The 26,300-nt window shown below is 71.7% G+C and carries 29 protein-coding genes and 1 riboswitch; of the genes, 15 read left to right on the top strand and 14 right to left on the bottom strand.

Annotated elements, in window-relative coordinates:
• Positions 1-22: 22 nt before the first annotated feature.
• A complete protein-coding gene (gene rocD / locus AMK31_RS11915; protein WP_073940432.1) occupies positions 23-1,228 on the bottom strand; it encodes an ornithine--oxo-acid transaminase in 1,206 nt (401 codons plus the stop codon).
• Between the two features lie 104 nt (positions 1,229-1,332).
• A riboswitch (ZMP/ZTP riboswitch) is annotated at positions 1,333-1,423 on the top strand.
• A gap of 32 nt (positions 1,424-1,455) precedes the next feature.
• Between rocD and AMK31_RS11910 the strand changes: the two genes are divergently transcribed.
• From AMK31_RS11910 to AMK31_RS11900, 3 genes are all read left to right on the top strand, one after another.
• Positions 1,456-2,910, top strand: coding sequence for a glycine hydroxymethyltransferase (locus AMK31_RS11910; RefSeq protein WP_073940764.1), 1,455 nt, complete (start codon positions 1,456-1,458; stop codon positions 2,908-2,910).
• A gap of 193 nt (positions 2,911-3,103) precedes the next feature.
• Positions 3,104-4,117, top strand: coding sequence for a tryptophan--tRNA ligase (gene trpS, locus AMK31_RS11905; protein WP_073940763.1), 1,014 nt, complete (start codon positions 3,104-3,106; stop codon positions 4,115-4,117).
• Between the two features lie 239 nt (positions 4,118-4,356).
• Positions 4,357-4,938: a 2'-5' RNA ligase family protein gene (locus AMK31_RS11900; protein ID WP_073940431.1), complete on the top strand. Its 582-nt coding sequence runs from the start codon at positions 4,357-4,359 to the stop codon at positions 4,936-4,938.
• A 199-nt stretch (positions 4,939-5,137) separates the two neighbouring features.
• Here AMK31_RS11900 and AMK31_RS11890 read toward each other — a convergent pair whose 3' ends face one another.
• Both AMK31_RS11890 and AMK31_RS11885 read right to left on the bottom strand, forming a co-directional pair.
• A complete protein-coding gene (locus AMK31_RS11890) occupies positions 5,138-5,893 on the bottom strand; it encodes a decaprenylphospho-beta-D-erythro-pentofuranosid-2-ulose 2-reductase (protein WP_073940430.1) in 756 nt (251 codons plus the stop codon).
• Between the two features lie 8 nt (positions 5,894-5,901).
• Entirely contained in the window at positions 5,902-7,254 is a 1,353-nt protein-coding gene (locus AMK31_RS11885) for an FAD-binding protein (protein ID WP_073940429.1), read from the bottom strand.
• A gap of 132 nt (positions 7,255-7,386) precedes the next feature.
• Here AMK31_RS11885 and AMK31_RS11880 point away from each other — a divergent pair, with 132 nt between their 5' ends.
• The 4 genes from AMK31_RS11880 to AMK31_RS39785 are packed head-to-tail and all read left to right on the top strand — an operon-like array spanning position 7,387 to position 10,367.
• Positions 7,387-7,950, top strand: coding sequence for a phosphatase PAP2 family protein (locus tag AMK31_RS11880; protein ID WP_073940428.1), 564 nt, complete (start codon positions 7,387-7,389; stop codon positions 7,948-7,950).
• Positions 7,943-8,998, top strand: a complete 1,056-nt coding sequence (locus AMK31_RS11875) for a decaprenyl-phosphate phosphoribosyltransferase (protein ID WP_241842623.1) — start codon at positions 7,943-7,945, stop codon at positions 8,996-8,998. The genes AMK31_RS11880 and AMK31_RS11875 overlap by 8 nt, the downstream gene beginning before the upstream one ends.
• 8 nt (positions 8,999-9,006) lie before the next feature.
• On the top strand, positions 9,007-9,474 hold the full coding sequence (locus tag AMK31_RS11870) for a GtrA family protein (RefSeq protein ID WP_073940427.1): 468 nt from the start codon (positions 9,007-9,009) through the stop codon (positions 9,472-9,474).
• Positions 9,462-10,367, top strand: a complete 906-nt coding sequence (locus AMK31_RS39785; protein ID WP_073940426.1) for a YihY/virulence factor BrkB family protein — start codon at positions 9,462-9,464, stop codon at positions 10,365-10,367. Before AMK31_RS11870 ends, AMK31_RS39785 begins: the two co-directional genes overlap by 13 nt.
• Here AMK31_RS39785 and AMK31_RS39780 read toward each other — a convergent pair.
• Positions 10,321-11,625 (bottom strand): D-alanyl-D-alanine carboxypeptidase family protein, encoded by a 1,305-nt coding sequence (locus AMK31_RS39780; RefSeq protein ID WP_338013035.1) that lies wholly within the window; start codon positions 11,623-11,625, stop codon positions 10,321-10,323. The genes AMK31_RS39785 and AMK31_RS39780 overlap by 47 nt on opposite strands.
• 91 nt (positions 11,626-11,716) lie before the next feature.
• On the opposite strand from AMK31_RS39780, the gene AMK31_RS11855 reads away from it, so the two are divergent.
• The 3 genes from AMK31_RS11855 (at position 11,717) to AMK31_RS11845 (ending at position 13,871) form a co-directional block, all read left to right on the top strand.
• Positions 11,717-11,956 carry an SCO4848 family membrane protein gene (locus AMK31_RS11855; protein ID WP_073940762.1) on the top strand — a complete coding sequence of 80 codons (240 nt, stop codon included), beginning with the start codon at positions 11,717-11,719 and terminating at the stop codon, positions 11,954-11,956.
• A 46-nt stretch (positions 11,957-12,002) separates the two neighbouring features.
• Positions 12,003-13,307, top strand: coding sequence for a metallophosphoesterase (locus AMK31_RS11850; RefSeq protein ID WP_073940424.1), 1,305 nt, complete (start codon positions 12,003-12,005; stop codon positions 13,305-13,307).
• A 165-nt stretch (positions 13,308-13,472) separates the two neighbouring features.
• Complete coding sequence (locus tag AMK31_RS11845; protein WP_073940423.1) at positions 13,473-13,871, top strand: ATP-binding protein; 399 nt, start codon at positions 13,473-13,475, stop codon at positions 13,869-13,871.
• Positions 13,872-14,067: 196 nt separating this feature from the next.
• Here the strand turns inward: AMK31_RS11845 and AMK31_RS11840 are convergent, their stop codons facing one another.
• The 9 genes from AMK31_RS11840 to AMK31_RS11800 all read right to left on the bottom strand — a co-directional run bounded on the left by AMK31_RS11840 (position 14,068) and on the right by AMK31_RS11800 (position 20,716).
• Positions 14,068-14,808, bottom strand: a complete 741-nt coding sequence (locus tag AMK31_RS11840) for a TetR/AcrR family transcriptional regulator (RefSeq protein ID WP_073940422.1) — start codon at positions 14,806-14,808, stop codon at positions 14,068-14,070.
• Positions 14,809-14,839: 31 nt separating this feature from the next.
• Entirely contained in the window at positions 14,840-15,367 is a 528-nt protein-coding gene (locus AMK31_RS11835; RefSeq protein WP_385311072.1) for a thiol-disulfide oxidoreductase DCC family protein, read from the bottom strand.
• A 68-nt stretch (positions 15,368-15,435) separates the two neighbouring features.
• Positions 15,436-15,843, bottom strand: coding sequence for a hypothetical protein (locus AMK31_RS11830; RefSeq protein ID WP_073940421.1), 408 nt, complete (start codon positions 15,841-15,843; stop codon positions 15,436-15,438).
• A gap of 108 nt (positions 15,844-15,951) precedes the next feature.
• Positions 15,952-16,362: a VOC family protein gene (locus AMK31_RS11825; RefSeq protein WP_073940420.1), complete on the bottom strand. Its 411-nt coding sequence runs from the start codon at positions 16,360-16,362 to the stop codon at positions 15,952-15,954.
• A 123-nt stretch (positions 16,363-16,485) separates the two neighbouring features.
• Positions 16,486-17,256: a succinate dehydrogenase iron-sulfur subunit gene (locus AMK31_RS11820; protein ID WP_073940419.1), complete on the bottom strand. Its 771-nt coding sequence runs from the start codon at positions 17,254-17,256 to the stop codon at positions 16,486-16,488.
• Entirely contained in the window at positions 17,256-19,010 is a 1,755-nt protein-coding gene (gene sdhA / locus AMK31_RS11815) for a succinate dehydrogenase flavoprotein subunit (protein ID WP_073940418.1), read from the bottom strand. The genes AMK31_RS11820 and sdhA overlap by 1 nt, the downstream gene beginning before the upstream one ends.
• A 19-nt stretch (positions 19,011-19,029) precedes the next feature.
• Positions 19,030-19,506, bottom strand: a complete 477-nt coding sequence (locus AMK31_RS11810; protein ID WP_073940417.1) for a succinate dehydrogenase hydrophobic membrane anchor subunit — start codon at positions 19,504-19,506, stop codon at positions 19,030-19,032.
• 5 nt (positions 19,507-19,511) lie between these two features.
• Positions 19,512-19,892, bottom strand: coding sequence for a succinate dehydrogenase, cytochrome b556 subunit (sdhC, locus tag AMK31_RS11805; RefSeq protein ID WP_073940416.1), 381 nt, complete (start codon positions 19,890-19,892; stop codon positions 19,512-19,514).
• A 251-nt stretch (positions 19,893-20,143) separates the two neighbouring features.
• Positions 20,144-20,716 (bottom strand): 2-oxo-4-hydroxy-4-carboxy-5-ureidoimidazoline decarboxylase, encoded by a 573-nt coding sequence (locus AMK31_RS11800; protein WP_107468588.1) that lies wholly within the window; start codon positions 20,714-20,716, stop codon positions 20,144-20,146.
• A gap of 113 nt (positions 20,717-20,829) precedes the next feature.
• On the opposite strand from AMK31_RS11800, the gene AMK31_RS11795 reads away from it, so the two are divergent.
• The 4 genes from AMK31_RS11795 (at position 20,830) to AMK31_RS11780 (ending at position 24,260) form a co-directional block, all read left to right on the top strand.
• Entirely contained in the window at positions 20,830-22,497 is a 1,668-nt protein-coding gene (locus AMK31_RS11795) for a beta-N-acetylhexosaminidase (RefSeq protein WP_079186808.1), read from the top strand.
• Positions 22,498-22,570: 73 nt separating this feature from the next.
• Positions 22,571-23,074: a hypothetical protein gene (locus AMK31_RS11790; protein WP_073940414.1), complete on the top strand. Its 504-nt coding sequence runs from the start codon at positions 22,571-22,573 to the stop codon at positions 23,072-23,074.
• Between the two features lie 97 nt (positions 23,075-23,171).
• A complete protein-coding gene (locus AMK31_RS11785) occupies positions 23,172-23,738 on the top strand; it encodes a hypothetical protein (RefSeq protein WP_073940413.1) in 567 nt (188 codons plus the stop codon).
• 120 nt (positions 23,739-23,858) lie between these two features.
• A complete protein-coding gene (locus AMK31_RS11780; RefSeq protein ID WP_073940412.1) occupies positions 23,859-24,260 on the top strand; it encodes a hypothetical protein in 402 nt (133 codons plus the stop codon).
• A gap of 9 nt (positions 24,261-24,269) precedes the next feature.
• Here the strand turns inward: AMK31_RS11780 and AMK31_RS11775 are convergent, their stop codons facing one another.
• A complete protein-coding gene (locus AMK31_RS11775; protein WP_079186807.1) occupies positions 24,270-25,478 on the bottom strand; it encodes a peptidoglycan recognition protein family protein in 1,209 nt (402 codons plus the stop codon).
• Between the two features lie 350 nt (positions 25,479-25,828).
• Between AMK31_RS11775 and AMK31_RS11770 the strand changes: the two genes are divergently transcribed.
• Complete coding sequence (locus tag AMK31_RS11770; protein ID WP_073940411.1) at positions 25,829-26,221, top strand: hypothetical protein; 393 nt, start codon at positions 25,829-25,831, stop codon at positions 26,219-26,221.
• Positions 26,222-26,300 lie beyond the last annotated feature (79 nt).

Raw genomic sequence — 26,300 nt, 5'->3', positions numbered from 1 at the left:
CGGCGGCGCCCAAGAGGTGCCGCTAAAGCCCCAGCACTGCCCGCAGCTGCGCCACCCCCCAGTCCAGGTCCTCCTCCTCGATCACCAGCGGTGGCGCGATGCGGATCGTCGAGCCATGGGTGTCCTTGACCAGGACACGCCGGTCCATCAGCTTCTCCGAGATGTCGCGGCCCGTGCCGTACCGCGGATGCACATCCACGCCCGCCCACAGTCCCCGCCCGCGCACCTGCGTCACCCGCCCCGTCCCGGTCAGCTCCGCCAGTTGCCGGTGGAGGCGTTCGCCCAGTTCCGCCGCCCGGGCCTGGTACTCGCCCGACCGCAGCATCGCGATCACCTCCAGCGCCACCGCGCAGGCGAGCGGATTCCCGCCGAACGTCGACCCGTGCTCCCCGGGCCGGAACACCCCCAGCACGTCGGCCGACGACACCACCGCCGACACCGGCACGATCCCGCCGCCCAGCGCCTTCCCCAGCACATACACGTCCGGCACCACCCCCTCGTGCTCACAGGCGAACGTCCGCCCGGTCCGCCCCAGCCCCGACTGGATCTCATCCGCGACGAACAGCACGTTCCGCTCCCGCGTCAGCTCCCGCACCGCCGGCAGATAACCGGCCGGCGGCACCAGCACCCCCGCCTCGCCCTGGATCGGCTCGATCAGCACCGCGACCGTGTTCTCCGTCAGCGCCTGACGCATCGCCGTCAGATCCCCGTACGGCACGATCTCGAACCCCGGCGTGTACGGCCCGTAGTCCGCCCGCGCCTCCGGATCCGTGGAGAAGCTGATGATCGTGGTCGTCCGCCCGTGGAAGTTGCCGCCCACGACCACGATCTTCGCCATCTCCGAGGGCACGCCCTTGACCCGGTACCCCCACTTCCGAGCCGTCTTCACCGCCGTCTCCACCGCCTCCGCCCCGGTGTTCATCGGCAGCACCATCTCCATCCCGCACAGCTCGGCGAGCTGCTCGCAGAACGCTGCGAACCGGTCGTGGTGGAACGCCCGCGACGTCAGCGTCACCCGCTCCAGCTGCGCCTTCGCCGCCTCGACCAGCCGCCGGTTGCCGTGCCCGAAATTGAGCGCCGAGTAACCGGCCAGCAGATCCAGATAGCGCCGGCCCTCCACATCCGTCATCCACGCGCCGTCGGCACTCGCGACCACCACCGGCAACGGGTGGTAGGTGTGCGCGCTGTGCGCCTCGGCGGCGGCGATCAGGTCGTCCGTAGCGGTCACGGCACCTCCAGAAGGTGAACCAGAAGCTCAGGGCGCCCTCCTTCCTATCCTCGCTCGCATGGTGGACGCGGGAACTTCGCCCTTCGGCGCGCCCGGTAGGCTGAACCACGGGCCGTGACTGGCGCGCTAGGGATGGGACCGACCATCGGGGAGCGGCCCGAACGGGAAACTGTGCCGTGCGCCTGGGCCGAACCGTGTACGCCGAACGCCACGTCCGGAGGTCCCTGATGTCTGACACGTCTGCGCCCCTCTCCACCGAGTCCACCGCCTTCCGCGCCGCCCTCGACGTGATCCGCGCCGTCGAGCCGCGCGTGGCCGACGCCATCGGCCAGGAGGTCGCCGACCAGCGCGAGATGCTCAAGCTGATCGCCTCCGAGAACTACGCCTCCCCGGCCACCCTGCTGGCCATGGGCAACTGGTTCAGCGACAAGTACGCCGAGGGCACCATCGGCCGCCGCTTCTACGCCGGCTGCCGCAACGTCGACACCGTCGAGTCCCTGGCCGCCGAGCACGCGAAGGAACTCTTCGGTGCCCGCCACGCCTACGTCCAGCCGCACTCAGGCATCGACGCCAACCTCGTCGCCTTCTGGTCCGTCCTCGCCCAGCGGGTCGAGGTCCCCGCCCTGGAGAAGGCGGGCGCCCGCCAGGTCAACGACCTCTCCGACGCCGACTGGGCCGAACTGCGCCAGGCCTTCGGCAACCAGCGCATGCTCGGCATGTCCCTGGACGCCGGCGGCCACCTCACCCACGGCTTCCGCCCGAACATCTCCGGCAAGATGTTCGACCAGCGCTCCTACGGCACCGACCCCGCCACCGGCCTCCTCGACTACGAGGCCCTGCGCGCCACCGCCCGCGACTTCAAGCCGCTGATCATCGTCGCCGGCTACTCGGCCTACCCCCGCCTGGTGAACTTCCGCATCATGCGCGAGATCGCCGACGAGGTCGGGGCGACCCTGATGGTCGACATGGCCCACTTCGCGGGTCTCGTCGCCGGCAAGGTCCTCACCGGCGACTTCGACCCGGTCCCGCACGCCCAGATCGTCACCACCACCACCCACAAGTCGCTGCGCGGCCCGCGCGGCGGCATGGTCCTGTGCGACGACTCCCTCAAGGACCAGGTCGACCGCGGCTGCCCGATGGTCCTCGGCGGCCCGCTCCCGCACGTCATGGCCGCCAAGGCCGTCGCCTTCGCCGAGGCCCGTCAGCCCTCCTTCCAGGACTACGCCCAGCGCATCGTCGACAACTCGCGCGCCCTCGCCGAGGGCCTGATGCGCCGCGGCGCCACCCTGGTCACCGGCGGCACCGACAACCACCTCAACCTGATCGACGTCGCCTCCTCCTACGGCCTCACCGGCCGCCAGGCCGAGGCGGCGCTCCTCGAGTCCGGCATCGTCACCAACCGCAACGCCATCCCCGCCGACCCGAACGGCGCCTGGTACACCTCCGGCATCCGCATCGGCACCCCCGCCCTGACCACCCGTGGCCTGGGCACCGCCGAGATGGACGAGGTCGCCGGCCTCATCGACCGCGTCCTCACCACCACCGAGGCCGGTACCACCAAGTCCGGCGCGCCCTCCAAGGCCGCCCACGTCCTCGACCCGAAGATCGCGGACGAGATCTCCCGCCGCGCCACCGACCTCGTGGCCGGCTTCCCGCTGTACCCGGAGATCGACCTCGGCTGACCCGGCTCACACGTCGATCAGCTCCTGACGTGGCCCCCCGTGCGGCGGTCCGGCATCCGGCCGGCCCGCCGCCGTCCGCACTGTGTTCCTCGTCTCACCGGCGACGACCGGCAGCAGCCACGGCGACCGATCGGGTCCCACCCGTTCCCGGCCAGTTCCGGAGCGACCCCCGCGCTCTGAGAGAATGGTGAGCATGGCCTCTGATCGACCCCGTGTGCTCTCCGGAATCCAGCCCACCGCAGGCTCGTTCCACCTCGGCAACTACCTCGGCGCCGTCCGTCAGTGGGTGGCCCTGCAGGAGTCCCACGACGCCTTCTACATGGTCGTCGACCTGCACGCGATCACGGTCCCGCAGGACCCGAAGGAGCTGCGCGCCAACACCCGGCTCGCCGCCGCGCAGCTGCTCGCGGCCGGGCTCGACCCGGAGCGCTGCACTCTCTTCGTCCAGAGCCATGTGCCCGAGCACGCGCAGCTCGGCTGGGTCATGAACTGCTTCACCGGCTTCGGCGAGGCGTCCCGGATGACGCAGTTCAAGGACAAGTCCGCCAAGCAGGGCGCCGACCGTGCCTCCGTCGGCCTGTTCACGTACCCGGTCCTCCAGGTCGCCGACATCCTGCTGTACCAGGCGAACGAGGTGCCGGTCGGTGAGGACCAGCGCCAGCACATCGAGCTGACCCGTGACCTCGCCGAGCGCTTCAACGGCCGCTTCGGCCAGACGTTCACGGTCCCGAAGCCGTACATCCTCAAGGAGACGGCGAAGATCTACGACCTCCAGGACCCGGCGATCAAGATGAGCAAGTCGGCGTCGACGCCGAAGGGCCTCATCAACCTGCTCGACGAGCCGAAGGCCACCGCCAAGAAGGTCAAGAGCGCGGTCACCGACACGGACACCGTGATCCGCTTCGACGCGGAGGCCAAGCCGGGCGTCAGCAACCTGCTCACCATCTACTCGACCCTCATCGGGACGGGAATCGCGGAACTGGAGCAGCAGTACGCCGGCAAGGGCTACGGTGCGCTGAAGACCGACCTCGCCGAGGTCATGGTCGAGTTCGTGACGCCGTTCCGGGAGCGCACCCAGCAGTACCTGGACGACCCGGAGACGCTGGACTCGATCCTGGCCAAGGGCGCGGAGAAGGCCCGCGCCGTCGCCGCCGAGACGCTGGCGCAGGCCTACGACCGGGTGGGTTTCCTGCCGGCCAAGCACTGAGCCGGGCACCGAGCCGGGTACGTGGCCGTAGTGCGCCGCGTACGCGGTGGAGTGCCGGGCCGCGTGCGGGTCGTGCGCGAAGATCACGGCCCGGTCCGCACCACGCACAGCGCTGCACATCACTACGGCTGCGCCTGCCCAGGGCACAGCCGTGGCCGTACAGTCGATAGCCGGGCGACCGCACCGCGGCCGCCCGCGTCCGCACAGGCGTACGTACCGACACGACGACAGGAGACGACGTGGGGACCGTAACGATCGGTGTGTCGATCGCGGTCCCGGAGCCGCACGGCAGCCTGCTCCAGGAGCGGCGCGCGGGCTTCGGCGACGCCGCGGCTCACGGCATCCCCACGCATGTCACCCTGCTGCCGCCGGCGGAGATCGACGACAGCGAGCTGCCGGCCGTGGAGGCGCACCTCACGGCGGTCGCCGCGGCCGGGCGCCCGTTCCGGATGCGGTTGTCCGGGACGGGCACGTTCCGGCCGCTGTCACCGGTCGTGTTCGTGCGGATCGTCGACGGCGCCGAATCCTGTGCCTGGCTGCAGCAGCAGGTCCGTGACCCGTCCGGTCCGGTGGCACGCGAACTGCAGTTCCCGTACCACCCGCACGTGACGATCGCGCACGGCATCGCCGAGGAGGCGATGGACCGCGCGTACGAGGAACTCGCCGACTACGAGGCCGAGTGGTCCTGCACCGGCTTCGCGCTGTACGAGCAGGGCGTCGACGGGATCTGGCGCAAGCTCCGCGATTTCGTCTTCGGCGGCGGCCCGGTGGTACCGCCGCAGGCGGCTCCCGCGGAACGCGGCACGATCCCCAGCTGGTAGCCCTCCAGGGGACGTAGGCCCTGTCGTTTGGATCATCCCGGCGTCGCGGGGTCTGGCACGCACATCTGCCGCGTTGTCGTCAGTCGCCGACGCGCCGCGTCGACTCCCTCCTCCGCCTTGCAGCTGCACGCACCAGACCCCGCTCGACTCGGCCGGGACGCACCGTCCCTCACAGCCGGGCTGATCCAAACGACAGAGCCTAGATCGGCAGCCGGCGGAACACCGCGCGGGGCGTGTGGCGCAGGGCCGACATGGTCAGACGGAGCGCCCCCGGGACCCACACCGTCTCCGAACGCCGGCGCAGCCCCAGCTCGACGGCCGTCGCGACGGCGTCCGGGGTGGTGGCGAGGGGCGGCTCCTCCAGGCCCGCCGTCATCCGCGAGCGGACGAAGCCGGGGCGTACGACCATGACGTGGACGCCGGTGCCGTGCAGCGCGTCGCCCAGGCCCTGGGCGAAGGCGTCCAGGCCGGCCTTGCTGGAGCCGTAGATGAAGTTCGAGCGGCGGGCGCGTTCCCCGGCGACGGAGGAGAGGAAGACCAGCGAGCCGTGGCCCTGGGTCTGCAGCGCCCGCGCGGTGACCAGGCCCGCGGAGACCGCGCCGGTGTAGTTGGTCTGCGCGACGCGCACCGCACTCGCCGGTTCCCGCTCGTCGCGTGCCTGGTCGCCGAGCACGCCGAAGGCGAGCAGCACCATGTCGATGTCGCCCTCCGCGAAGACCTTGCCGAGGACCGTCTCGTGCGACTCGGGGTCGAGCGCGTCGAAGGCGACGGTGCGTACGTCGGCGCCGAGGGCGCGCAGGCCTTCGGCGGCCTCCTCCAGGCCGGGCGAGGGGCGGCCCGCCAGCCACACGGTGCGGGTGCGGCGGCCGATCAGGCGGCGGGCGGTGGCGAGCGCGATCTCCGACGTGCCGCCGAGGACGAGCAGGGACTGGGGGAGGCCGAAGGCGTCCTTCACGGCGGCTCCTAGAGGGTGAGTCGACGGGCGAGATCGGAAACGAACACCCCGCGCGGGTCGAGTTCCGCGCGCAGGGCGCGGAAGTCGTCCAGACGGGGGTACATCGCGGCGAGCAGGTCGGGCCGCAGCCGGGCGTCCTTGGCGAGGTAGACGCGTCCGCCCGCGCCGGCCACCTCCTCGTCCAGTTCGTCGAGGAAGGCGTCGAGGCCGGGCAGGGCGGCCGGGATGTCCAGGGCCAGGGTCCAGCCGGGGGCGGGGAAGGAGAGCCAGCCCGGGTCGGCCTCCCCGAAGCGCTTCAGGACGGCCAGGAAGGACGGGCAGCGGCGTTCGGAGATCCGGTGCACGATCCGGCGCAGGGCCTCCTCCTGGCCGTGTCCGACGACGAACTGGTACTGCACGAAGCCGCTGCGGCCGTAGATCCGGTTCCAGTGCGGCACGCCGTCCAGCGGGTGGAAGAAGGTGGAGATCTTCTGCAGTTCGCCGGCACGCGCGCGTGGGGCCCTGCGGAACCAGAGTTCGTTGAACAGGCCCACCGTCCGCCGGGTGAGCAGGCCCTCGGGGACGGCGGGGGCGGCCGGCAGCTGGGAGGGGCGGAAGGCGAGCGGGTCGCGCCGCGCGCGCGTGCCCTCCGGCAGCGCCTCCAGGGGCGCGTGGTCGCCGCGGGTGAGCACCGCGCGGCCGGTCGCCGCGCCGCGGGCCAGCAGGTCGATCCAGGCGACCGAGTAGCGGTAGTGGTGGTCGGTGGCGGTCAGCCGGGCCATCAGGTCGTCGAGGTCCGCGGCGCGCTCGGTGTCGACCGACATCAGGGAGGTCTCGACCGGCTGGAGCTGGATCGTCGCGGTCAGGATGACGCCGGTCAGGCCCATGCCGCCCGTGGTCGCGTCGAACAGGGGGGTGCCGCGGCTCACGCCGTGGACGCCGCCGTCGGCCGTCAGCAGCTCCAGGGAGAGCACATGGCGGGAGAAGGACCCCGAGGCGTGGTGGTTCTTGCCGTGGATGTCGGCGCCGATCGCCCCGCCGACGGTCACATAGCGGGTGCCGGGCGTCACCGGCACGAACCAGCCGAGCGGCAGCAGCACCTGCATCAGCCGGTGCAGAGAGACGCCGGCGTCGCACAGCACGGTGCCGGCGTCGGCGTCGATGGCGTGCACGCGGTCCAGGCCCGTCATGTCGAGCACCGCCCCGCCGGCGTTCTGCGCCGCGTCCCCGTAGGCCCGTCCCAGGCCCCGGGGGATGCCGCCGCGGGCCCCGCAGTCACGGACGGCGGCGACGGCCTCCTCGTAGGACCGCGGGCGGATCAGACGGGCGGTGGTGGGAGCGGTGCGGCCCCACCCCGTGACGGAAACGGTCTCGGCAGGCATGTCGGTGACCGTATCGCCCCTATGGGGGCTATTAGGTTTGAAACCTGCACCTCTCCCCGAAATGGGTGATTAATGGGATGTCGCTCAATATTGCCGGAGTTCCGGCGGCGGGGGCGTGAACAGTGAGTCCACATGGACGACCTCGACGACATGGACCACCGAATCCTTTCGGCGCTCCGGGCCTACGGCTCCGACCCGCGTGTCGCCGCGGCCGCGCGCGCCCTGTCGTGGGCCGGTGAGCACGGGGCGCTGTGGCTCGCGGCGGGTCTCGCGGGAGCCGCCGTGGACGGCGCGCGGCGTGGCGCCTGGTTGCGTGGAACGGCGCTCACCGCGGGCGCTCACCTCGCCAGCATGGGTGTGAAACGGATCGTGCGCCGTCCGCGCCCCGCGCATGTCGAGCCCCTGGTGCGCACCGCCGGACGGCACTCCTTCCCGAGCTCCCACGCCGCCTCCGCGGCAGCCGCGGCCGTCGCCTACGGCGCGCTCGGCACGCTGGGCGCCCAGGTGTTCCCGCCCCTCGCCGTCGCCATGTGCCTCTCACGCCTGGTCGTGGGCGTCCACTACCCCTCCGACGTGGCGGCCGGCGCGGCACTCGGAGCGCTCGCCGCGCACCTGGGGGCGCGCTGGGTGCGGCAGGGCGTGCCCGACGGCCTGGGCGCGAGCGGGTGCGCCGTGACAGGGAGCGCGCATGACTGAGGCCGCGCCCATGACGAACGGCACGCGCACCACCGACCCGGCACCCCACGACGTCACCGCGCGGACCCTGGGCTCCGCACCCCAGGCCGACACCGCGCGGGCCCCCGAACCCGCCCTCCGGGAGCCGCGTCCGCCCCGCCCGCGACACGCCGAACAGCCGCGCGCAGGCGGCCTCCTAGGGGGCCTCGTCAAGACCGCGCGGCCCAAGCAGTGGGTCAAGAACGTCCTCGTCGTGGCGGCCCCGGCAGCCGCCGGACAACTCTTCTCCCAGCAGGCCCTGGTCCGGCTCCCCCTGGTCTTCGCGCTCTTCACCGCGTGCGCCGCGGCCGTCTACCTGATCAACGACGCGCGGGACGCGGAGGCCGACCGCGCGCACCCGGCCAAGCGGCACCGCCCGGTCGCCGCCGGGCAGGTCCCGGTGCCGGTCGCGTACGCTGTCGGCGGCGGGCTGGCCGCCCTCGCGCCGGCCGCGGCGGCGTTCCTGACGTCACCGGTCGTCGCCGCGCTGCTCACGGCGTACGTCGGCATGCAACTGGCGTACTGCGTCAGCCTCAAGCACGTCCTGGTCGTCGACCTCGCCGTGGTCACGACCGGGTTCCTGATGCGGGCGATGGTCGGCGGGCTGGCGCTCGGCATCCCGCTGTCGCGCTGGTTCCTGATCACGACCGGGTTCGGGGCGCTGTTCATGGTCGCGGCGAAGCGGTACTCCGAGGCCGTGCAGATGGCCGGGAAGGCGGGCGCCACACGCCCGCTGCTCACCGAGTACACCGTCGGCTACCTGCGTTTCGTATGGCAGTTGGCGGCCGGGGTGGCCGTGCTCGGCTACTGCATGTGGGCGCTGGAGGAGGGCGGCGACCCGCACACCGGGCTGCTGCCCTGGCGGCAGCTGTCGATGGTCGCGTTCATCCTGGCGATCCTGCGGTACGCCGTCTTCGCCGACCGGGGCATCGCGGGCGAGCCCGAGGACGTGGTCCTGCGCGACCGCGCGCTCGCCCTGATCGGTCTGGTGTGGCTGGCCATGTACGGCCTGGCGGTGGCCGATTGGTGAGCCGGCCGGTGACCCACGCACCCGCCCGCGCGGATCCCCGGCCACGCCCGCACCGCCGGGAAGTCCTCTCCTTCGCCGCCGTGGGCCTCCTCGCCTACGCCGCGGACCTGGCCCTCTTCACCTGGCTGCGCGGCCCCGCGGGCCTGGACCCGCTCACCGCCAAGGCGCTGTCCTTCGTGGCGGGTTGCACGGTCGCCTACGCGGGCAACGCGCTCGGCACCTACCGGGGAGCCGCGCCGGGCTCGCCCTGGCGGCGGTACGCCGTGTTCCTCGCCGTGAACCTCGCAGGCGCCCTGGTGCAGTTGCTCTGTCTCACCGTCAGCCACTACGGCCTCGGCTTCACCTCGCAACGCGCGGACACGGTCTCCGGGGCGGGAATCGGCATGGCACTGGCCACGATCCTGCGCTTCTGGGGAACCCGGACATGGGTCTTTCACAGCGAGGGCGAGGGCAAGGTCGGATCATGGACTGGCTGAAAAACCTCCCGGTCATCGGCCCGTGGGCCGCCCGTCTGATGACCACGCACGCGTGGCGTTCGTACGAACGCCTGGACCGCGTGAAGTGGACGAGACTGGCCGCGGCGATGACCTTCACCAGTTTCATCGCGCTGTTCCCGCTGCTGACCGTGGCCGCCGCGGTCGGCGCCGCCATGCTCAGCGCCGACCAGCAGAAGGAGCTGGAGGACAAGGTCGCCGAGCAGGTGCCCGGCATCTCGGACCAGCTGAACATCGGCGCCCTGGTCGACAACGCCGGCACCGTCGGGATCATCGCGGGCGCCGTGCTGCTGTTCACCGGCATCAGCTGGGTCGGCGCGGTGCGGGACTGTCTGCGCGCGGTGTGGGAGCTGCCCGACGAGGCGGAGAACCCGTTCCTGATCAGGGCGAAGGACGGCGGTGTCCTGATCGGCCTCGGCGGCGCGGTCCTCGTCACCCTGGCCACCTCCACGGTCGCCTCGGCGGCCGTCGGCTGGATCTCCCGCCAGCTCGGGCTGGTCGAACACGGCTGGGGCAGCCTGCTGTTGCGGATCGCCGCGTTCGCCGTCGCCGTCCTCGCCGACTTCCTGCTGCTGCTGTACGCCCTGACGCTGCTGCCCGGCGTCGAGCCGACCAGGCACCGGCTGGTGGTCGGGGCGCTGATCGGCGCGATCGGGTTCGAGCTGCTGAAGCTGCTGCTGAGCGGCTACCTGCAGGACGTGGCCACGAAGAGCATGTACGGCGCGTTCGGCGTGCCGGTCGCCCTGCTGCTGTGGATCAACTTCACCTCCAAGCTGCTGCTGTACAGCGCCGCCTGGACGGCGACGCCCAGCAAGGAGGCGGAGGGCGTCACCGCCGGCGACGCACCAGGTCGGGCAACGGCCAGCGACGGTTGACCAGGAACGCGGCGCCGCCGAGCAGCAACAGCAGCCCGCCCGCGATCGCCAGGGCGGTCGCGATGCCGCTCGAACCGTTCTCCGCGGTGGCGCTCGCCACCGGCTTGTCCGAGGTCCCGCCGGCCGCGGCGCCCCCGGCCTCGCCCGCGCCCGGCGCGGCGGCCGTGGCCCCCGGCTCGGCGCCGGGCCGGGCCGCGCCCTTGGGTGGCACCAGCTCGCCCACCGGATCAACCTTCCCGGACGCCTTGAAGCCCCAGTCGAAGAGCCGCGCGGTCTCCTTGTAGACCTCGTTGTGGTCGCCCTTCTGCGGGTTCATGACGGTGACGAGCAGCACCTTGCCGCCGCGTTCGGCGACGCCGGTGAAAGTGGCGCCGGCGTTGGTGGTGTTGCCGTTCTTGACGCCCGCGATGCCCTGGTACTGGGAGATGTCGTAGTCGCCGGTGAGCAGCCGGTTGGTGTTCTGGATCTCGAAGGACTCGCGGACCGTCTTGCCCTTCTTGTTCTTCTTGGTCTCGCCGGGGAACTTCGCGGTCACCGTGGAGCAGTACTCGCGGAAGTCCTTCTTCTGGAGCCCGGAGCGGGCGATCAGGGTCAGGTCGTACGCGGAGGAGACCTGCTCGGGGGCGTCGTAGCCGTCGGGGCTGACCACGTTCGTGTCGAGGGCCTGGAGTTCCTCGGCGTGTGCGTTCATCTCCGCGACGGTCTTCTTGACGCCGCCGTTCATCGCGGACAGCACGTGCACCGCGTCGTTGCCGGAGCGCAGGAAGACACCGAGCCACAGGTCGTGGACGGTGTACGTCTCCTCCTCCTTTATCCCGACCATGCTGGAACCGGCGCCGACGCCTTCCAGGTCGGAGAGGGCGACCTTGTGCTTCTCGTTGCGCGGGAACTTGGGCAGCACGGTGTCGGCGAACAGCATCTTCAGCGTGCTGGCCGGGGCGAGCCGCCAGTGCGCGTTGTGCGCGGCCAGCACCTCGCCGGACTCGGCGTCGGCGACGATCCACGACCGCGCGGTGACGTCCTTCGGCAGCACCGGCACGCCCGGCGCCAGATCGACCTGGGTCCCCGGCAGCCCCAGCCGTTCCCCGCCGACGGTCGACATCTTCGCCGGGGGAGTGGCCGACGGACTGGCGCTCCCACTCGCCGACGGGGTGGGCTTGGGCGCGGCGAGCGCTGCCGGAGCGGTCAGCGAAAGGGACAACACGGTCGCCGAAGCGACCAGCAGGGATCGACCGGCGATCTTCTTGGGTGCGGGCACGAGCGAGAAAGTACAGGGCGGGTTCGCGGAAGTCCCGCCCCCCTCTCCACCCCGGACAAGGAACCGGACAGCCGACGGCGATACTGAACGCATGAAACTCAGCCGCCCGATCTCCTGGTTCCTGCTCGCCTTCGGGGTGTGGAGCTGGGTCATCTGGGTCACTTTCGTCAAAAACCTGATCAAGGACGGCAGCGGGCTGGCCTTCGACGACGGTCACCCGACGGCGTACTTCTGGGTGCACCTGCTGCTCGCGGTCGTCTCCTTCGTATTGGGGACGGTCATCGGGGTCATCGGGTTGCGCGGACTGCGCGCACTGCGCCGAACGTCATAGCGGCCGCCGGACCGCAACCCACCCCGCCTCAGGAGAGAGCAACGGCATGGTGATCGTCTTCCTGCTCGTCACGGTGAGCGTCCTCGTGGCGGCCAACTGGTACCTGTGGCGCCGCCTGTTCCGGGACACCACGCGCGCCCCGGGACCGGCCCGCCGCGCGGGCGCGGTGCTGATCGCGGGCGGCTGGGTGCTCGCGATCTGCGCGCTGGTCGCCGAACGCGCGGGCGCCCCGTTCTGGCTCCAGCGCACCCTGGCCTGGCCGGGCTTCCTGTGGCTGGCGCTGTCGATCTACCTGCTGCTCGCCCTGCTGGTGGGCGAGGCCGTACGACCGCTGCTGCGCCGTTACCTGGAGCGCCGGGACCGCGCCCCGGAGCCCGTCGCCACGGACGTGCGGCAGCCGGAGCCGATACCGGCGGGCGCGCCGCCCAAGGAGGCCGCCGGGACGCCGGACACGGACCCCGCGCGGTCGCCGTCCGACGGCTCCGAGCCGCCCCGGCAGGACGGCCCCGAGCAGCCGCCGGCCGGTCCCTCCCGCCGTCTCTTCGTCTCCCGCGTGGTCGCGGGCGCCGCCGCCACGGCGGCCCTGGGGACGGTCGGCTACGGCTCGTACGGCGTGCTGCGCGGCCCGCGCGTGAAGCGGGTCACCGTCCCGCTGGCCAAGCTCCCGCGCGGGGCGCACGGTTTCCGGATCGCGGTGGTCAGCGACGTCCACCTGGGCCCGGTGCTCGGCCGGGGCTTCGCGCAGAAGGTCGTCGACACCATCAACGCGACCCAGCCCGACCTCATCGCGGTCGTCGGCGACCTCGTCGACGGCAGCGTGAAGGACCTCGGCCCGGCCGCGGCACCCCTCGCCCGGCTGAAGGCCCGTCACGGGGCCTACTTCGTCACCGGCAACCACGAGTACTTCTCCGGCGCCGAGCAGTGGGTCGACGAGGTACGGCGGCTCGGCCTGCGCCCGCTGGAGAACGACCGCACGGAACTGCCCTACTTCGACCTCGCGGGCGTCAACGACGTGGCGGGCGAGAGCGAGGGGCAGGGCCCCGACTTCGCCAAGGCGCTCGGCGACCGGGACACCGCGCGGGCGTGCGTGCTGCTCGCCCACCAGCCGGTGCAGATCCACGACGCGGTCGAGCACGGTGTCGACCTCCAGCTCTCCGGCCACACCCACGGCGGCCAGCTCTGGCCCGGCAGCCTCCTCGCGGCCGCCGCGAACCCCACGGTGGCGGGCCTGGAGCGGTACGGCGACACCCAGCTGTACGTCAGCCGGGGCGCGGGCGCGTGGGGGCCGCCGACCCGGGTCGGGGCGCCGTCGGACATCACCGTGGTGGAACTGGCGTCACGCCAGGCGTGACCGGCCGGCCGGGGCGCGGGCCGTTCCCGCCCTGGCCGGTTCTCGCCCTGGCCGGTTCTCGCGGTCCCGCGCGGTCGTGAGAACACCGCATCCGCACAACGGACACCACGCGGCCGCTCCGCATCGCACCATGTGTCAGAGGTGTGTGGGGGGTGAGGAGCGAACGTGGTGAGGCGCTACTCCTTTCGGCTGCCCAGGCACCCGGCGTCCGTGGGGCTCGCCCGGCGCCGGGTGCGCGACCATCTGGGCGACTGGGGGCACGGCCCGGACGATCCGGCGCTCGCGGACGCCGTGCTGCTGGTGTCCGAGCTGGCCACCAACGTCGTACGGCACGGCGCCCGCGCGGAGGGCGAGTTCGAGGTGGCGGTGACCGCGCTGGCCGACGGCTCCTGTCTCGTCGAGGTCTCCGACGAGGACCGGGCCGTCCCCCGGATGCGCACCCCGGACCCATGGGAGGAGAGCGGCCGGGGCCTGCACCTGGTGGAGCACGTCGCCGCCGCGTGGGGCGTGTGGAGCCGGGGGAGCCACGGGAAGACGGTCTGGGCGCTCGTCCACGCCCCCTAGGGGGCGTCTCGTCGATCACGCCGGGCTCGCGGCGCCTGGCACCGCGCCTCGCCGCGTTGTCGTCGGTCCCCGATGCGCCGCATCGACTCCCTCCTCCGCCTTGCGATGCACGGCACCAGACGCCGCTCCCTGATCCGGCCTGATCGACGAGACACCCCCTAGGGCGTCCACCGGGTCCTTCAGGACCTCGGCCGGGTCATTCCGCGGACTTGCCGCCTGGGGCGGGCAGCATCCGCGTCATCCCCGGCAGGAAGTCCGTGAACAGCTCGTGCACCTCCCGCACCAGCGGCCGCAGCACCCGGAAGCGGGCCAGCGAAACGCCTCGCGCGGTGAGCCGGGCGCCGCGCTCGGCGAGCCGGTAGCTGCGTTCCCGGCCCTCGGTGCGGTCGAAGATCCAGTACAGGCAGAGGCCCATCTGGGACAGCCACATCAACTCGGGCAGGATGTCCCGCAGTTCGTCGGGCACCTTGGTCTTCGTCGCCCCGGCGAGCACCTGCCGGTGGACGCTGATGGCCTCCACGCGCGCGTGCTCCGACTCGGGGGAGAACGGGCTGAGCGGACTGTCCGGGTCGGCGGCGTTCTTGAAGAACTGCACCGCGAACTCGTGGTACGGCGTGGCCACGTCCAGCCACGCCTTGAGCACGCCCGCCAGCCGCGCCTCCAGCTCCGTCTCCCGGTCCAGGACTTCGCGGACCGCCGCCTGGTGCTCGGCGGCGATCCGGTCGTAGAAGCCCTGGATCAGGTGTTCCTTGCCGGCGAAGTAGTAGTACGCGTTGCCGACGGAGACCCCGGCCTCCTTGGCGATGGCCCGCATGGTCGTCTTGTCGTAGCCGCGCTCCTGGAACAGCCGCATGGCCGTCTCCAGGATCAGCGCGCGGGTCTGCTCGGACTTGGTGGGCGTGTCGCCCGCCCCGGGGCTGTCGTTCTTCGCAGGCACGGTCGAAGAGCCTAGTCAGTCGCCCGGGACTCTAGTGAGTGGGACAGGCCTCGCCGCCGCAGCCGGGCGGGTCGTACCGCCAGCCGACGCCGGGGTCGTACACCCATCCGTCCGCGCGGCGGTAGGCCCGCCCGGCCCACTGCCCGTCCTGCCGACGCCCGCGCCTCCCCCGCGCGCCCCGCAGCTTCGCGGCGGCCAGGACCGCGCCACGGGCCAGCAGCGCCCCCGACGGGGTGCTGAGGCGATGCGCGAGTCCCCTGTGCTCGCGCAGCGCCCACAACGTCACGATCCACGCGGCCGTCCCCTGATACACCTGTCCGGCGTCCCCGACGACGGTGATCTCGTCGAGGGTGGCGCCGTGGTCGAGGCCGGGGAAGCGCCGCCGGGCCTCGTCGGAGCCGGCGGGCAGCACCTCCAGCGGGACGAGCTGGCGCTGCCGTACCAGCCAGTCGCGCAGGAAGCCGCACAGGCCGCACTCGGCGTCGTACAGCACGGTGAGCCGGCGGACCGGGACGCGCGCGGCGTCCCGGCCCCAGGCGGTGGCGACCACCGAGTCCACCCCGTTCACCGCGTCAACCGCATCCGCCGCGTTCACCGCGTCGACCGCATCCGCCGCGTTCACCGCGTTCACGCCCCGGCCGTAGGAGCGGCCCAGCCCTGCGGGGCGACCGGCGGCAGCTGCTCGCGCTCCATCACACCGCGCCGCCGGATGCGGTTGAGCACGTACACGTTGCCCAGGTGCATGACGCCCAGCACCAGCAGCACCACGCCCAGCTTCGTCGACAGCGCCTCGAAGATCCCGCGGGTGTCGGTGATGGTCTCGTCGTCGCTCAGGTACAGCGCCACGAATCCGAGGTTGACGAGGTAGAAGCCGACCACGAGGAGGTGGTTGACGGCGTCGGCGAGCTTCTCGTCGCCGTGCAGCACGTCGGCGAGGAAGACCCGCCCGTTGCGACTCAGCGTGCGGGCCACCCAGATGGTCAGGGAGATGCTCACCAGCAGGTAGATGACGTAGGCGACGACCGTACGGTCCATGTCCCCCACCCTTTCTTGAACGCGTTCAAAACGCTGACAGGGGAGACTGTAGACCTGTTTTTGAACGCGTTCAACGCAGAAGTGGGTGCTGCCGGTGTGACGCCCGCCTCAGGGGCGGCGCCCCAGTTCCGGCCGCTTGCTGTAGTCCGTGAACCCCAGGACGTTCCCCCAGGGGTCGGCGATCTCGACCGTCCATCCGGTGGCCACGGGGGAGGGTTCGTCGAGCAGGGTGATGCCCGCGCCGGTCAGTGCCCGCGCCGCCGTACGGGCGTCCGGCACCTCCAGCCACACCCGTGGCGTCGGCCACGGCGGCGGCCGGTGCCCGAACTCCTCCTCCTGCCGCAGCAGCAGGCCGGGCGTCTCGCCCCCGACCTTCAGCAGTGCGATCCCGGCCTCGTCGATCCGGAAGGCCGTCGTGAACCCGGCGCGCTCGTAGAACGTCACCGCCTCGGCGAGGTCGCCGACGGGCAGCAGCACGTTGTCGAAACCGAGCAGCTCGTACGACTGGTTGTCTGACATAACGTCAGAATAAGATGCAAACTGCTCAAACCCCGTCATTGTGCCGCCCGTAGACACGCCAGGGCCCCGCCCCCAGTGCTGTGCACCGGAGACGGGGCCCTGGGCCACGTACCCGAGAGAGGGTCAGTAGCGGCGCGTGATCAGCGCCCTCTTCACCTCGGCGATCGCCTTCGTGACCTCGATACCGCGCGGGCAGGCGTCCGTGCAGTTGAAGGTCGTACGGCAGCGCCAGACGCCGTCCTTGTCGTTCAGGATCTCCAGGCGCTGCTCGCCGGCCTCGTCACGCGAGTCGAAGATGAAGCGGTGCGCGTTGACGATGGCCGCCGGGCCGAAGTACTGCCCGTCGTTCCAGAACACCGGGCAGGAGGACGTGCAGGCGGCGCACAGGATGCACTTCGTGGTGTCGTCGAAGCGCTCACGGTCCTCGGCCGACTGCAGCCGCTCACGGGTCGGCTCGTTGGTGTCCTTCGTGATCAGGAAGGGCATCACGTCCCGGTACGCCTGGAAGAACGGCTCCATGTCCACGACCAGGTCCTTCAGGACCGTCAGGCCCTTGATGGGCTCGATCGTGATCGGCTTCTCGGGGTTGATGTCCTTGATCAGCGTCTTGCAGGCCAGACGGTTCTTGCCGTTGATCCGCATGGCGTCCGAGCCGCAGATGCCGTGGGCGCAGGAGCGGCGGAAGGTCAGCGTGCCGTCCAGGTCCCACTTGATCTTGTGCAGACCGTCGAGGACGCGCTCCTTGGGGTCGATCTCCAGCTGGAAGTCTTCCCAGGTCGCCTCCGCCGAGACCTCCGGGTTGAACCGGCGGACCCGGAAGGTGACGGTGATGTACGGCGAGGCCGCGGACCCCGAGTCGGGGGTCTCGACCTTGTCCAGAACAGGGGTAGCCATCAGTACTTACGCTCCATCGGCTGGTAGCGGGTCTGGACGACCGGCTTGTAGTCGAGACGGACGGTTTCCGACCCGTCGGCGCCGACCTCGCGGTACGCCATGGTGTGGCGCATGAAGTTGACGTCGTCGCGGTTCGGGTAGTCCTCGCGGTAGTGACCGCCGCGGGACTCCTTGCGGGCCAGGGCGGAGACCGCCATGACCTCGGCCAGGTCGAGCAGGTTGCCCAGCTCGATGGCCTCCAGCAGGTCCGTGTTGAACCGCTTGCCCTTGTCCTGGATCGCGACGTTCTTGTAGCGCTCGCGCAGCTCGGCGATCTTCTCGACGGCCGTCTTGATCGTCTGTTCGGTGCGGAACACCATGACGTTGGCGTCCATGGTCTCCTGCAGCTCCTTGCGGAGCTCGGCGACCCGCTCGTTGCCGGTGGAGTTGCGCAGCCGCTCGATCTGCTCGACGACCAGGGACTCCGGGTTCTCCGGCAGCTCGACGAAGTCCGCCTTCTGGGAGTACTCGGCGGCGGCGATGCCCGCGCGGCGGCCGAACACGTTGATGTCCAGCAGCGAGTTGGTGCCCAGGCGGTTGGCGCCGTGCACCGAGACGCAGGCGACCTCGCCGGCGGCGTACAGACCCGGCACGACGGTGGTGTTGTCCGCCAGGACCTCACCCTCGACGTTGGTCGGGATGCCGCCCATGGCGTAGTGCGCGGTCGGCTGGATCGGGATCGGGTCCGTGTACGGCTCGATGCCGAGGTAGGTCCGCGCGAACTCGGTGATGTCCGGGAGCTTGGCGTCCAGCTGCTCCGGCGGCAGGTGCGTGAGGTCGAGGTAGACGTGGTCGCCCTCGGGACCGCAGCCGCGGCCCTCACGGATCTCCGTGTAGATGGAGCGGGACACGACGTCACGGGACGCGAGGTCCTTCATGACCGGCGCGTACTTCTCCATGAAGCGCTCGCCGTCCTTGTTGCGGAGGATGCCGCCCTCACCGCGGGCGCCCTCCGTCAGCAGGATGCCCATGCGCCAGATGCCGGTCGGGTGGAACTGGAAGAACTCCATGTCCTCCAGCGGCAGACCGCGGCGGTAGACGGCGGCCTGGCCGTCACCGGTCAGCGTGTGCGCGTTGGACGTCACCTTGAAGAACTTGCCGCAGCCGCCGGAGGCGTAGATCACGGCCTTCGCCTGGAAGACGTGGATCTCACCGGTCGCCAGCTCGTACGCGACGACACCGGCCGACTTCTTGACGCCGTCGACCTCGGTGATCAGCTGGTCCAGGACGTAGAACTCGTTGAAGAACTCCACGCCCTCCTTGACGCAGTTCTGGTACAGCGTCTGGAGGATCATGTGGCCGGTGCGGTCGGCCGCGTAGCAGGACCGGCGGACCGGGGCCTCGCCGTGGTTGCGGCTGTGACCGCCGAAGCGGCGCTGGTCGATCGTGCCGTTCGGGGTGCGGTTGAACGGCAGGCCCATCTTCTCCAGGTCGAGGACCGAGTCGATGGCCTCCTTCGCCAGGATCTCGGCGGCGTCCTGGTCGACCAGGTAGTCACCGCCCTTGACCGTGTCGAAGGTGTGCCACTCCCAGTTGTCCTCCTCCACGTTGGCCAGCGCGGCGGCCATGCCGCCCTGCGCGGCGCCCGTGTGGGAGCGGGTGGGGTAGAGCTTGGTCAGGACCGCGGTGCGGCTGCGCTTCGTCGACTCGATGGCCGCGCGCATACCGGCGCCACCGGCGCCGACGATGACGGTGTCGTACTTGTGGATCTTCATGATTCTCGCAGCCCCGTGCCTAGCGGATGTTCGGGTCGAAGGTGAAGATCACCAGCGTGCCCAGCAGGATGGTGAACACCGTGGCGGTGTAGAGCAGGCCCTTGAGCCACAGCCGGGTGTTCGCGCGTTCCGCGTAGTCGTTGATGACCGTGCGCAGGCCGTTGGCGCCGTGCAGCATCGCCAGCCACAGCATCAGCAGGTCCCAGACCTGCCAGAACGGGGAGGCCCAGCGGCCGGCCACGAAGGCGAAGCCGATCTTGGAGACGCCGCCGTCGAGCACGAGCTGGATCAGCAGGTGGCCGATGACCAGGACGACCAGCACCACGCCGGACAGGCGCATGAAGAGCCAGGCCGCCAGCTCGAAGTTGCCCCGCGTGGACTTCGGGGTCTTCTTGGTGCGCTTGCGCGGGGCCTCGATGTAGGGCGCCGGGTTGTCGACGCTGTAGCCGCCCTCGACGGGGCCGACACCGGATGCGGTGGTCTCAGTGGTGGACATGGGCGTCAGCTCCCGAACAGTTCACGAGCGGCGTGGCCGAGGACGGGGTAGATCGCCCCGAGCATCAGCACGACCCAGATGCCTACGACGGTCCAGAGCATCTGCTTCTGGTAGCGCGGGCCCTTCGACCAGAAGTCGACGGCGATGACGCGGAGGCCGTTGAGCGCGTGGAAGAGGATGGCGGCGACGAGGCCGTACTCCAGCACGGCGACGATCGGCGTCTTGTACGTGGCCACGACCTTGTCGTAGGCCTCTGGGGAGACACGCACGAGTGCGGTGTCCAGCACGTGTACGAACAGGAAGAAGAAAATGAGGACGCCGGTGACTCGGTGAGCCACCCAGGACCACATTCCTTCCCGTCCGCGGTACAGCGTTCCAGCCGGCACGGAAGAACCCTCCGGGAGCGGGATTGGGGCCTGCCGGCTTCGGTGGTCGGACGGGCCCGGCCGGGTACGGTCCACCGGCCCCCAGCATCGTAGCGACGGTTGCCTGCGGCGCTTACGCGGGGCCTACCGGTGTGATCAAACTGGCACGCGGATGGGTTAGGGTGCGGCTTCTGCCCTGAGGTGTCCTGCTATGTATAGGTTGCGGCGCCATTGTGGCTGGTCGCGCCCACGCGGCGGCAGCCGCAGACCGATTACAGCCCCGCGCCCCTCAGGGCGTCCGCCAGGCGCGCCTTCGCCAGGTGCCGGAGTTCCTCCGCCACCACCAGGCGCTCGTCCTCCGGATCGTTCGCCAATCGTGACCGGATGGCGGTCAGCACGTGGTTGAGCGCCTCGTCCGGAGGCGTGCCGTTCACGCAGATGACGAATACGTGTCCGAATCTGGCCTCATAAGCGGCGTACGCGGCGTTCAGCGCCGTATGTGCCGCCTCGTACGTTCCCTCCGGAAGCTCCGGCAGGGATTCCGCCGCCAGGGCCTCCGTCACGTCCGCCGGTGTCAGGTCGTACGCCGCCTCGTCCGCCGCGGCCAGGAGGGAGCCGAGGTCGGGGTAGGGGCGGTGAGCGGTGACGCGGTCGGCCCAGCGGTGGCTGTGCAGGCAGCCGAGGAGGGTGCGCCGGACGGAATCGGCGGGCGCGGTGTTGAAGGCGGCAGGCGGGGCACCGGTGTGGCGGGACTGATCCGGTATGGCGAGCCGGCTGGGGAGGTCGGGGAGACGGTGCGCGGGCAGCGTGGGTCCTCGAGGAAGGTGTGAAGGATGTGCGCTCACGTTATCGAGAGTGGTCACGGCGTGTCCGACGGTTGCCCGAATTTCACCCGCACGGGAGAGTTTAGGAACGTTTGGTGGACGCGTCGCGTCCGCTTTCGGCGTACGTTGGCGGCGTGAGTCAGCACAGGCGCCGGGCGCCGGCGAGGAGGGCGAGGCGGACGCGGACGGCCGCGGTGGCCGCCGGCGCCGCCGTCGTCGTCGTGGCCGCCGGGGTGGGCCTGGGAGTGTGGGCCGGCGGAGGCGACGACGGGCGCGGCGAGCCGGTCGGCTCGGCTCGGCTGCCGTCGGCCGGGCAGTCCGCGCGGGCGCCCGCCCCGGCGGAGCCGAGCCCGACGCCCACCCCCAGCCGGAGCTACCCGCTGTCCTCCGCGCCGGACACCATTCCCGCCGTACGGGCGCACACGCCGGCGCGCGGGCCCGGCTGGCAGCCCGAGCGCGGGTACCGGGTGGTGGTCAGCGACGCCGGTCTCGAGGACGAGGGGCGGCTGATCGCCGGCGAACTGGGGGTGACGTACGGCGGCCGGAAGGGCGACCTGAAGGCCGGGGACGTACGGCTGGCGCTGAACGACGACGAGGGCGCCGACCCGGAGTCGTACACCATGACCGTGCGCGGCGGCCGGGTCACCATCACCGCCCCCGACGACGCGGGGGTCTTCTACGGCACCCGCACCCTGAAGCAGGCCGTGCGCGGCGGCGGGAGCGCCCCGGAGGGCGTGGTGCGCGACGAGCCGGCCAAGCCGCAGCGCGGGTTCATGCTGGACATCGCGCGCAAGCACTTCGACGCGGGCTGGATCGAGGACCGGGTACGGGAGCTGGGGGACCTGAAGTACAACCAGCTGGGCCTGCACTTCTCCGACGACCAGGGCTTCCGCATCCAGTCCGACACGCACCCGGAGATCGTGTCGGAGGACCACCTGACGAAGGCGCAGGTGCGGAAGATCGTCGAGCTGGCCGAGAGCCGGCACATCACCGTGGTGCCGGAGATCGACTCGCCGGGGCATCTCGGCGCGGTCATCGACGCCCATCCCGACCTCCAGCTGCGCAACGCGCAGGGGGTCGCGGCGCGCGGCGCGGTCGACATCTCCGATCCGAAGGCCGCCGAGATCGTCGACGACCTGCTGAACGAGTTCGCCGGCCTCTTCCCCGGCACGCCCTGGCATCTGGGCGGGGACGAGTACCTGGCGCTCACCGCGTCCGACCCGGAGGCGTCGTACCCGCAGCTCGCCGCGGCCGCGCGGGAGGCCTACGGCGCCGGCGCGACCGTCGCCGACCTGGCCACCGGCTGGCTCAACGACCGCGCGCTGACCGTCCGGGTCCACGACAGGACGCCGCGCGCGTGGAACGACGGGTTCTACGAGGGCACGTCCGTGAAGGCCGACGAGAAGATCCAGGTCGCGTACTGGACGGGCAAGGAGATCGGGGCCCGGCAGCCGCTGGAGTATCTGAGCGCCGGACGCCAGGTGATCAACTACAACGACGAGTTCCTGTACTACGTGCTCGGCGAGCCGCAGACCTTCGTCTATCCGACGGGGGAGCGGATCTACGAGCAGTGGACACCGCGGGTGCTGCGCGGCACGGAGGCCGTTCCCGAGCGGTACGACGGGCAGATCCTCGGCGGGACGTTCGCCGTCTGGTGCGACCTGGCCGGCTCGCAGACGCAGGAGCAGGTCGCGGCGGGCATCCGAATGCCCCTGCGCGCCACCGTGCAGAAGCTCTGGAACCCGGGCGAACCCTCGCTTTCCTGGGCGGAGTTCAGCAAACTGGCGGACAGGCTCGGCTGATTCCGCGGTACGGCCGCGGCGTCCGGCGGGGCCGTGGGGCGTTCGGGCCGAACCGACAGTGCGGGGGCGGGACATGGGCTACTGGGGGTACTTCGTCGTCGGCCGCGCCGAGCGGCCGCTGGACGGGCTGACGGCGCTGGCGGGCATGGAGGGGCTGCGGCCGCACGCCACGGCGCCGGGCGGCTGGCAGGTGTGGGAGTGGCCCAGCGCGGACGGCGAGATCGCCGGGATGAGCGCGCTCGCCCGGGGGACCGGGGCGCCCGCGCTCTTCGGCTACGTCATGGACAGCGCCTGCGTGGTCCTGGAGGCCGCCGGCGAGGAGAGCGGGGTGTGGACCGGCTGTCTGGCGCGGGCGGCGACGGCCCGGTACCTCGGCGCCGAGAGCGAGGGGCTGACCCTGGAGGACTACTTCCTGCCGCCCCGCGACGCCGCCGAACGGGCCGTCGCCTGGGCCGCCGAGGCGGGGCACACCGTCCCCGCCGAACCGCTCCACGAAGTGCTGACCGCCGAACCCGACCCGTTGGCCGAAAACCTCTTCTTCCGCCTCCTCGACCGACTGGGTGTCGTCCCGCTGTGACAGAACTCGGCGGTCGCACGCAGTAAGGGGAAGTGCGGGCTCCGTAAAGGTCGGCGCCCACGACAGGCCGCAGACGGGCCCGAAGAGGGAGGCGTGGATGAGCCTGGTGGAACTGATCGCTCAGGCCGACGAACGCGGGCTGGCGGCCAGCGGACTGGCTTGTTTGGATCGGTGCGTGCCCCTGCTGGGCGCGGACGACGAACTGCTGCGCCCGCTGTGGGCGAACCTCGTGGACGGCGGCGACGCCGGTGCCTGGGGCGCCCTGCTGGACCAGGTGCGTGCCGAACTGGGCGTCGCGGACGTCGTGGACGCCGAGGACGCCGAGGACGAGGCCGCCCTGCTCGTCCGGCGGATGCTGGCCGCCGCCCCCGCCATCCGGTCCGCCCCCGAGGCGCGGGTGTGGGCCGACGCCTGCTCCGTCGCCGCCCTCCAGGTCCACCGGATGCTCGATCCCGCCGAGGACGCCGACTCGGTCGACTCCCGGCGGGCCGGCCGCACCGACGGCATGCCCCCGCTCGTCGCCGCCGAACTGCGCCGCCAGGTCACCGTCCTGGAACTGCTCGCCGAGCACGGCACCGGCGGCCTGCGCCGCGCGCTGGACGTCTCCACCGAGGGCCGCCGCGTGCTGCGCGCGGTGGTGTCACGCCGGGCCCGGCACGCGTAAACCCCCGTCCGCGCGGAAATCCTGTGACCGTTCCGGGGGCGAGTGGGGCGGTCCTGGGACGGTTGCGGGAAGGTGCCGCATCCGGGTGACGGAACTCGGGCCCGGAGCGCTTTTCCCCATGTGACGACGACACAGCAGGAGATCAGGCCCTCCGCCGCGGCGAAACCGGTGCGGTGGGCCGGGGACGCGGTCGCGGCGATGCGGGAGGGGGCGCGGGTGCGCCTCGACTACTCGGCGCAGAGCCTGTGGCGCGTCGACCGGTTCATCGCCGAACTGCGCCGCGAGCAGCCGCCGTACGCCGCCGTGCAGGCGGTGCTGCGGGGGTTCGGCGCGTACGCGGGCGAGGTGATCGTCCGGCAGACCGGCGCGGAGTGGTGGGCGACCGGCGGCGACCACTGGGTGCGCACCCCCGACGGCCGGCTGTGGGACCCCATCGACGAGGCCCGCCGCTGCTTCTCGGGCGACGGCTCGCTGCGGCTGCTGTGCCGGGACGCGACGGACGACGGCGCGTTCCGGCACTGAGCGGCCGGGTCAGGGGGCGGCCGGCACGGTGAGCCGGCGGGCGTCCGCGGCGAGGGCGCGGATCGCGGGCAGGTCGCCGTAGAGGCTCTGGCCGGGGCAGTCGGTGGGGTAGCCGTCGCGGTGGCCGGAGATCCGGTACAGGGTGACCTTCTGGCCCGCGGTGTACTTGCCGTTGTCGGCGCCGGCGGTCAGCGTCACCGTGCCGGACGGGTCGCGGTCGTACAGACCGAGCTTCCAGGCGGCGACCTTCGCGATCGACGCGCGCGCCGCGGCGCTGACGGCCTTCGTGTTGTGGTCGCCGAGCATCGAGATGCTGCTCGTGGCGGTGTTGAAGCCGTAGGTGTGCGCGCCTTGCACCGGCTTGTCGATGCCGCCCGCGCGGCCCTCGAAGACGGTGCCGCACTTGTCGACGAGGAAGTGGTAGCCGATGTCGTTCCAACCGTTGCTCTGCACGTGGTACGTGAAGATGCCGCGGACGATCGACGCCGACTCGGCGCAGGTGTAGTCGTTGGTGCCGGCCGTGTGGTGGACGAAGATCGCCTGGGTGCCGGTGGTGTAGGTCGGCGGGTTCTGGACCAGCGACTCGTCGGCGCCCCAGCTCGCGCGCGAGGTGACGGCGGGGCGGTCGGCGGTGGGCTGCGGCGTGCCTGAGTCCGTGCCGGTGCCTGTGCCTGTGCCGGAGGACGTGCCTGTGCCTGTGCCTGTTCCGGAGGACGTGCCCGTCCCCGTGTCGGAGGGCGTCCCCGTGTCGGAGGGCGTGTCCGGGTCGTCCCCGTCGGGGTCGACCAGCTCCACCCGCATGCCCTCGGGCAGTCGCAGGCCCGACGCCCGCACCTGCACCCCGTCGGCGAGGCCGGTCCACAGCGGCTGGGTGCCGCCGCGCACCCCGGCGCGGATGTGGTCGGGGCCCGTCTCGGGAGTGCGGGCGTCGGTGTCGAGGGCGCGCCAGCCGGTCCACTCGCCGGTCGCGGCGGAACGGGTGCGGACCTCGACGGTGCCCTCCAGGGCGGTGTGCGGGTCGTCCCAGGTGACGCCGACCATGCGGAACGGCTGTGTGGCGCGCCGGGGGACGGCCCGGTGCATGGGGTCGGAGCCGAGGATGTCGATGGTGTGGACGGTGCCCGTCCCCTCGGCGTGCGCCTGCCCGGCGGGGCCGGTCAGGCCGAGGGCGGCGAGTGCGAGGGCGGTCGCGACGACGGTGCGCGGCAGAAGACGCATCAGGGGGTGACCTCTTCCTACCCGGCCGGAACCGGCTGGCTGTAACGCATCGGGAGAAGCCGTTCCCGCCCCGGGGCCACCGTGGGGGCACCTGCCGTGAAAGCTCACCCGAACGGAGCGGCCGCGGCACCGCCGCCACGCGTCCGTCACGAACGACGACCGAGACCGTCAAAGGTTGTACGGGGCCTGTGATTTGCCTGTGTGCGAATGGACACGCCCGTGACCCGTGATGTTCCGGCGGCGGCGGGCGCTGGATCATCCGGGGGGCCGGAGCGGGTTTCCCGGATGAGCGAAGGGACGGGCTCGTGAACGCGGCGGCTACCGGCGGAAGAACACCGTGCGCGCGAGAGATGCGCCCCTACACCACGGCCTTCGTCACGCGCGTCACCGCCCGCAACCGGCTGCCGCTGGACTACTCCGTGGCCAGCCTGCGGGTGGTCGACTTCCTGCTCGACGGACTGCGCAAGGGCGGAGCCGAACGGGAACGGCCCGCGGAGACGCTGTTCGGCCTCGGCGGGTACGTCGGTGAGGTGCTGGTACGCCGGGCAGGGGCGGTCTGGGTGGACTTCGACGCCCACCAGCGCGCGTACTTCGGCCAGCCGGTCGGCGTCCGGATGCCCGACGGGCGGGTCTGGAACCCGCTCGGCAAGGTGCACAACCGCTTCGACTCCGGCGCTCCCGAGGAGTCCCTCCAGACGTTCTACCTGACCCTCCACGGGCGGGCGCGCAGGGCCGTGGCGTAGGGACGGGCAAGCGTCGCCGGGCGGCTGACGAGCTGTGACATTTCTGTGCGGCCCGGCGCTGATGACCGTGGGGGACACG

This window comes from Streptomyces sp. TSRI0107, from assembly GCF_001905845.1.
Classification (GTDB): Bacteria; Actinomycetota; Actinomycetes; order Streptomycetales; family Streptomycetaceae; genus Streptomyces.
This window is presented reverse-complemented; position numbering and strand designations above follow the sequence as displayed.

Excerpts from the sequence above, each read along its gene's own strand:
- AMK31_RS11855 (WP_073940762.1), top strand. The coding sequence starts at position 11,717 with ATGAAACTCAGCCGCCCGATCTCCTGGTTCCTGCTCGCCTTCGGGGTG.
- AMK31_RS11880 (WP_073940428.1), top strand. The coding sequence starts at position 7,387 with ATGGACGACCTCGACGACATGGACCACCGAATCCTTTCGGCGCTCCGG.
- AMK31_RS11875 (WP_241842623.1), top strand. The coding sequence starts at position 7,943 with ATGACTGAGGCCGCGCCCATGACGAACGGCACGCGCACCACCGACCCG.
- AMK31_RS11775 (WP_079186807.1), bottom strand. The coding sequence starts at position 25,478 with ATGCGTCTTCTGCCGCGCACCGTCGTCGCGACCGCCCTCGCACTCGCC.
- AMK31_RS11785 (WP_073940413.1), top strand. The coding sequence starts at position 23,172 with ATGAGCCTGGTGGAACTGATCGCTCAGGCCGACGAACGCGGGCTGGCG.
- AMK31_RS11770 (WP_073940411.1), top strand. The coding sequence starts at position 25,829 with ATGCGCCCCTACACCACGGCCTTCGTCACGCGCGTCACCGCCCGCAAC.
- AMK31_RS11820 (WP_073940419.1), bottom strand. The coding sequence starts at position 17,256 with ATGGCTACCCCTGTTCTGGACAAGGTCGAGACCCCCGACTCGGGGTCC.
- sdhA (WP_073940418.1), bottom strand. The coding sequence starts at position 19,010 with ATGAAGATCCACAAGTACGACACCGTCATCGTCGGCGCCGGTGGCGCC.
- AMK31_RS11810 (WP_073940417.1), bottom strand. The coding sequence starts at position 19,506 with ATGTCCACCACTGAGACCACCGCATCCGGTGTCGGCCCCGTCGAGGGC.
- AMK31_RS39785 (WP_073940426.1), top strand. The coding sequence starts at position 9,462 with ATGGACTGGCTGAAAAACCTCCCGGTCATCGGCCCGTGGGCCGCCCGT.
- AMK31_RS11850 (WP_073940424.1), top strand. The coding sequence starts at position 12,003 with ATGGTGATCGTCTTCCTGCTCGTCACGGTGAGCGTCCTCGTGGCGGCC.
- trpS (WP_073940763.1), top strand. The coding sequence starts at position 3,104 with ATGGCCTCTGATCGACCCCGTGTGCTCTCCGGAATCCAGCCCACCGCA.
- AMK31_RS11885 (WP_073940429.1), bottom strand. The coding sequence starts at position 7,254 with ATGCCTGCCGAGACCGTTTCCGTCACGGGGTGGGGCCGCACCGCTCCC.
- AMK31_RS11790 (WP_073940414.1), top strand. The coding sequence starts at position 22,571 with ATGGGCTACTGGGGGTACTTCGTCGTCGGCCGCGCCGAGCGGCCGCTG.
- AMK31_RS11910 (WP_073940764.1), top strand. The coding sequence starts at position 1,456 with ATGTCTGACACGTCTGCGCCCCTCTCCACCGAGTCCACCGCCTTCCGC.
- AMK31_RS11830 (WP_073940421.1), bottom strand. The coding sequence starts at position 15,843 with ATGGACCGTACGGTCGTCGCCTACGTCATCTACCTGCTGGTGAGCATC.
- AMK31_RS11825 (WP_073940420.1), bottom strand. The coding sequence starts at position 16,362 with ATGTCAGACAACCAGTCGTACGAGCTGCTCGGTTTCGACAACGTGCTG.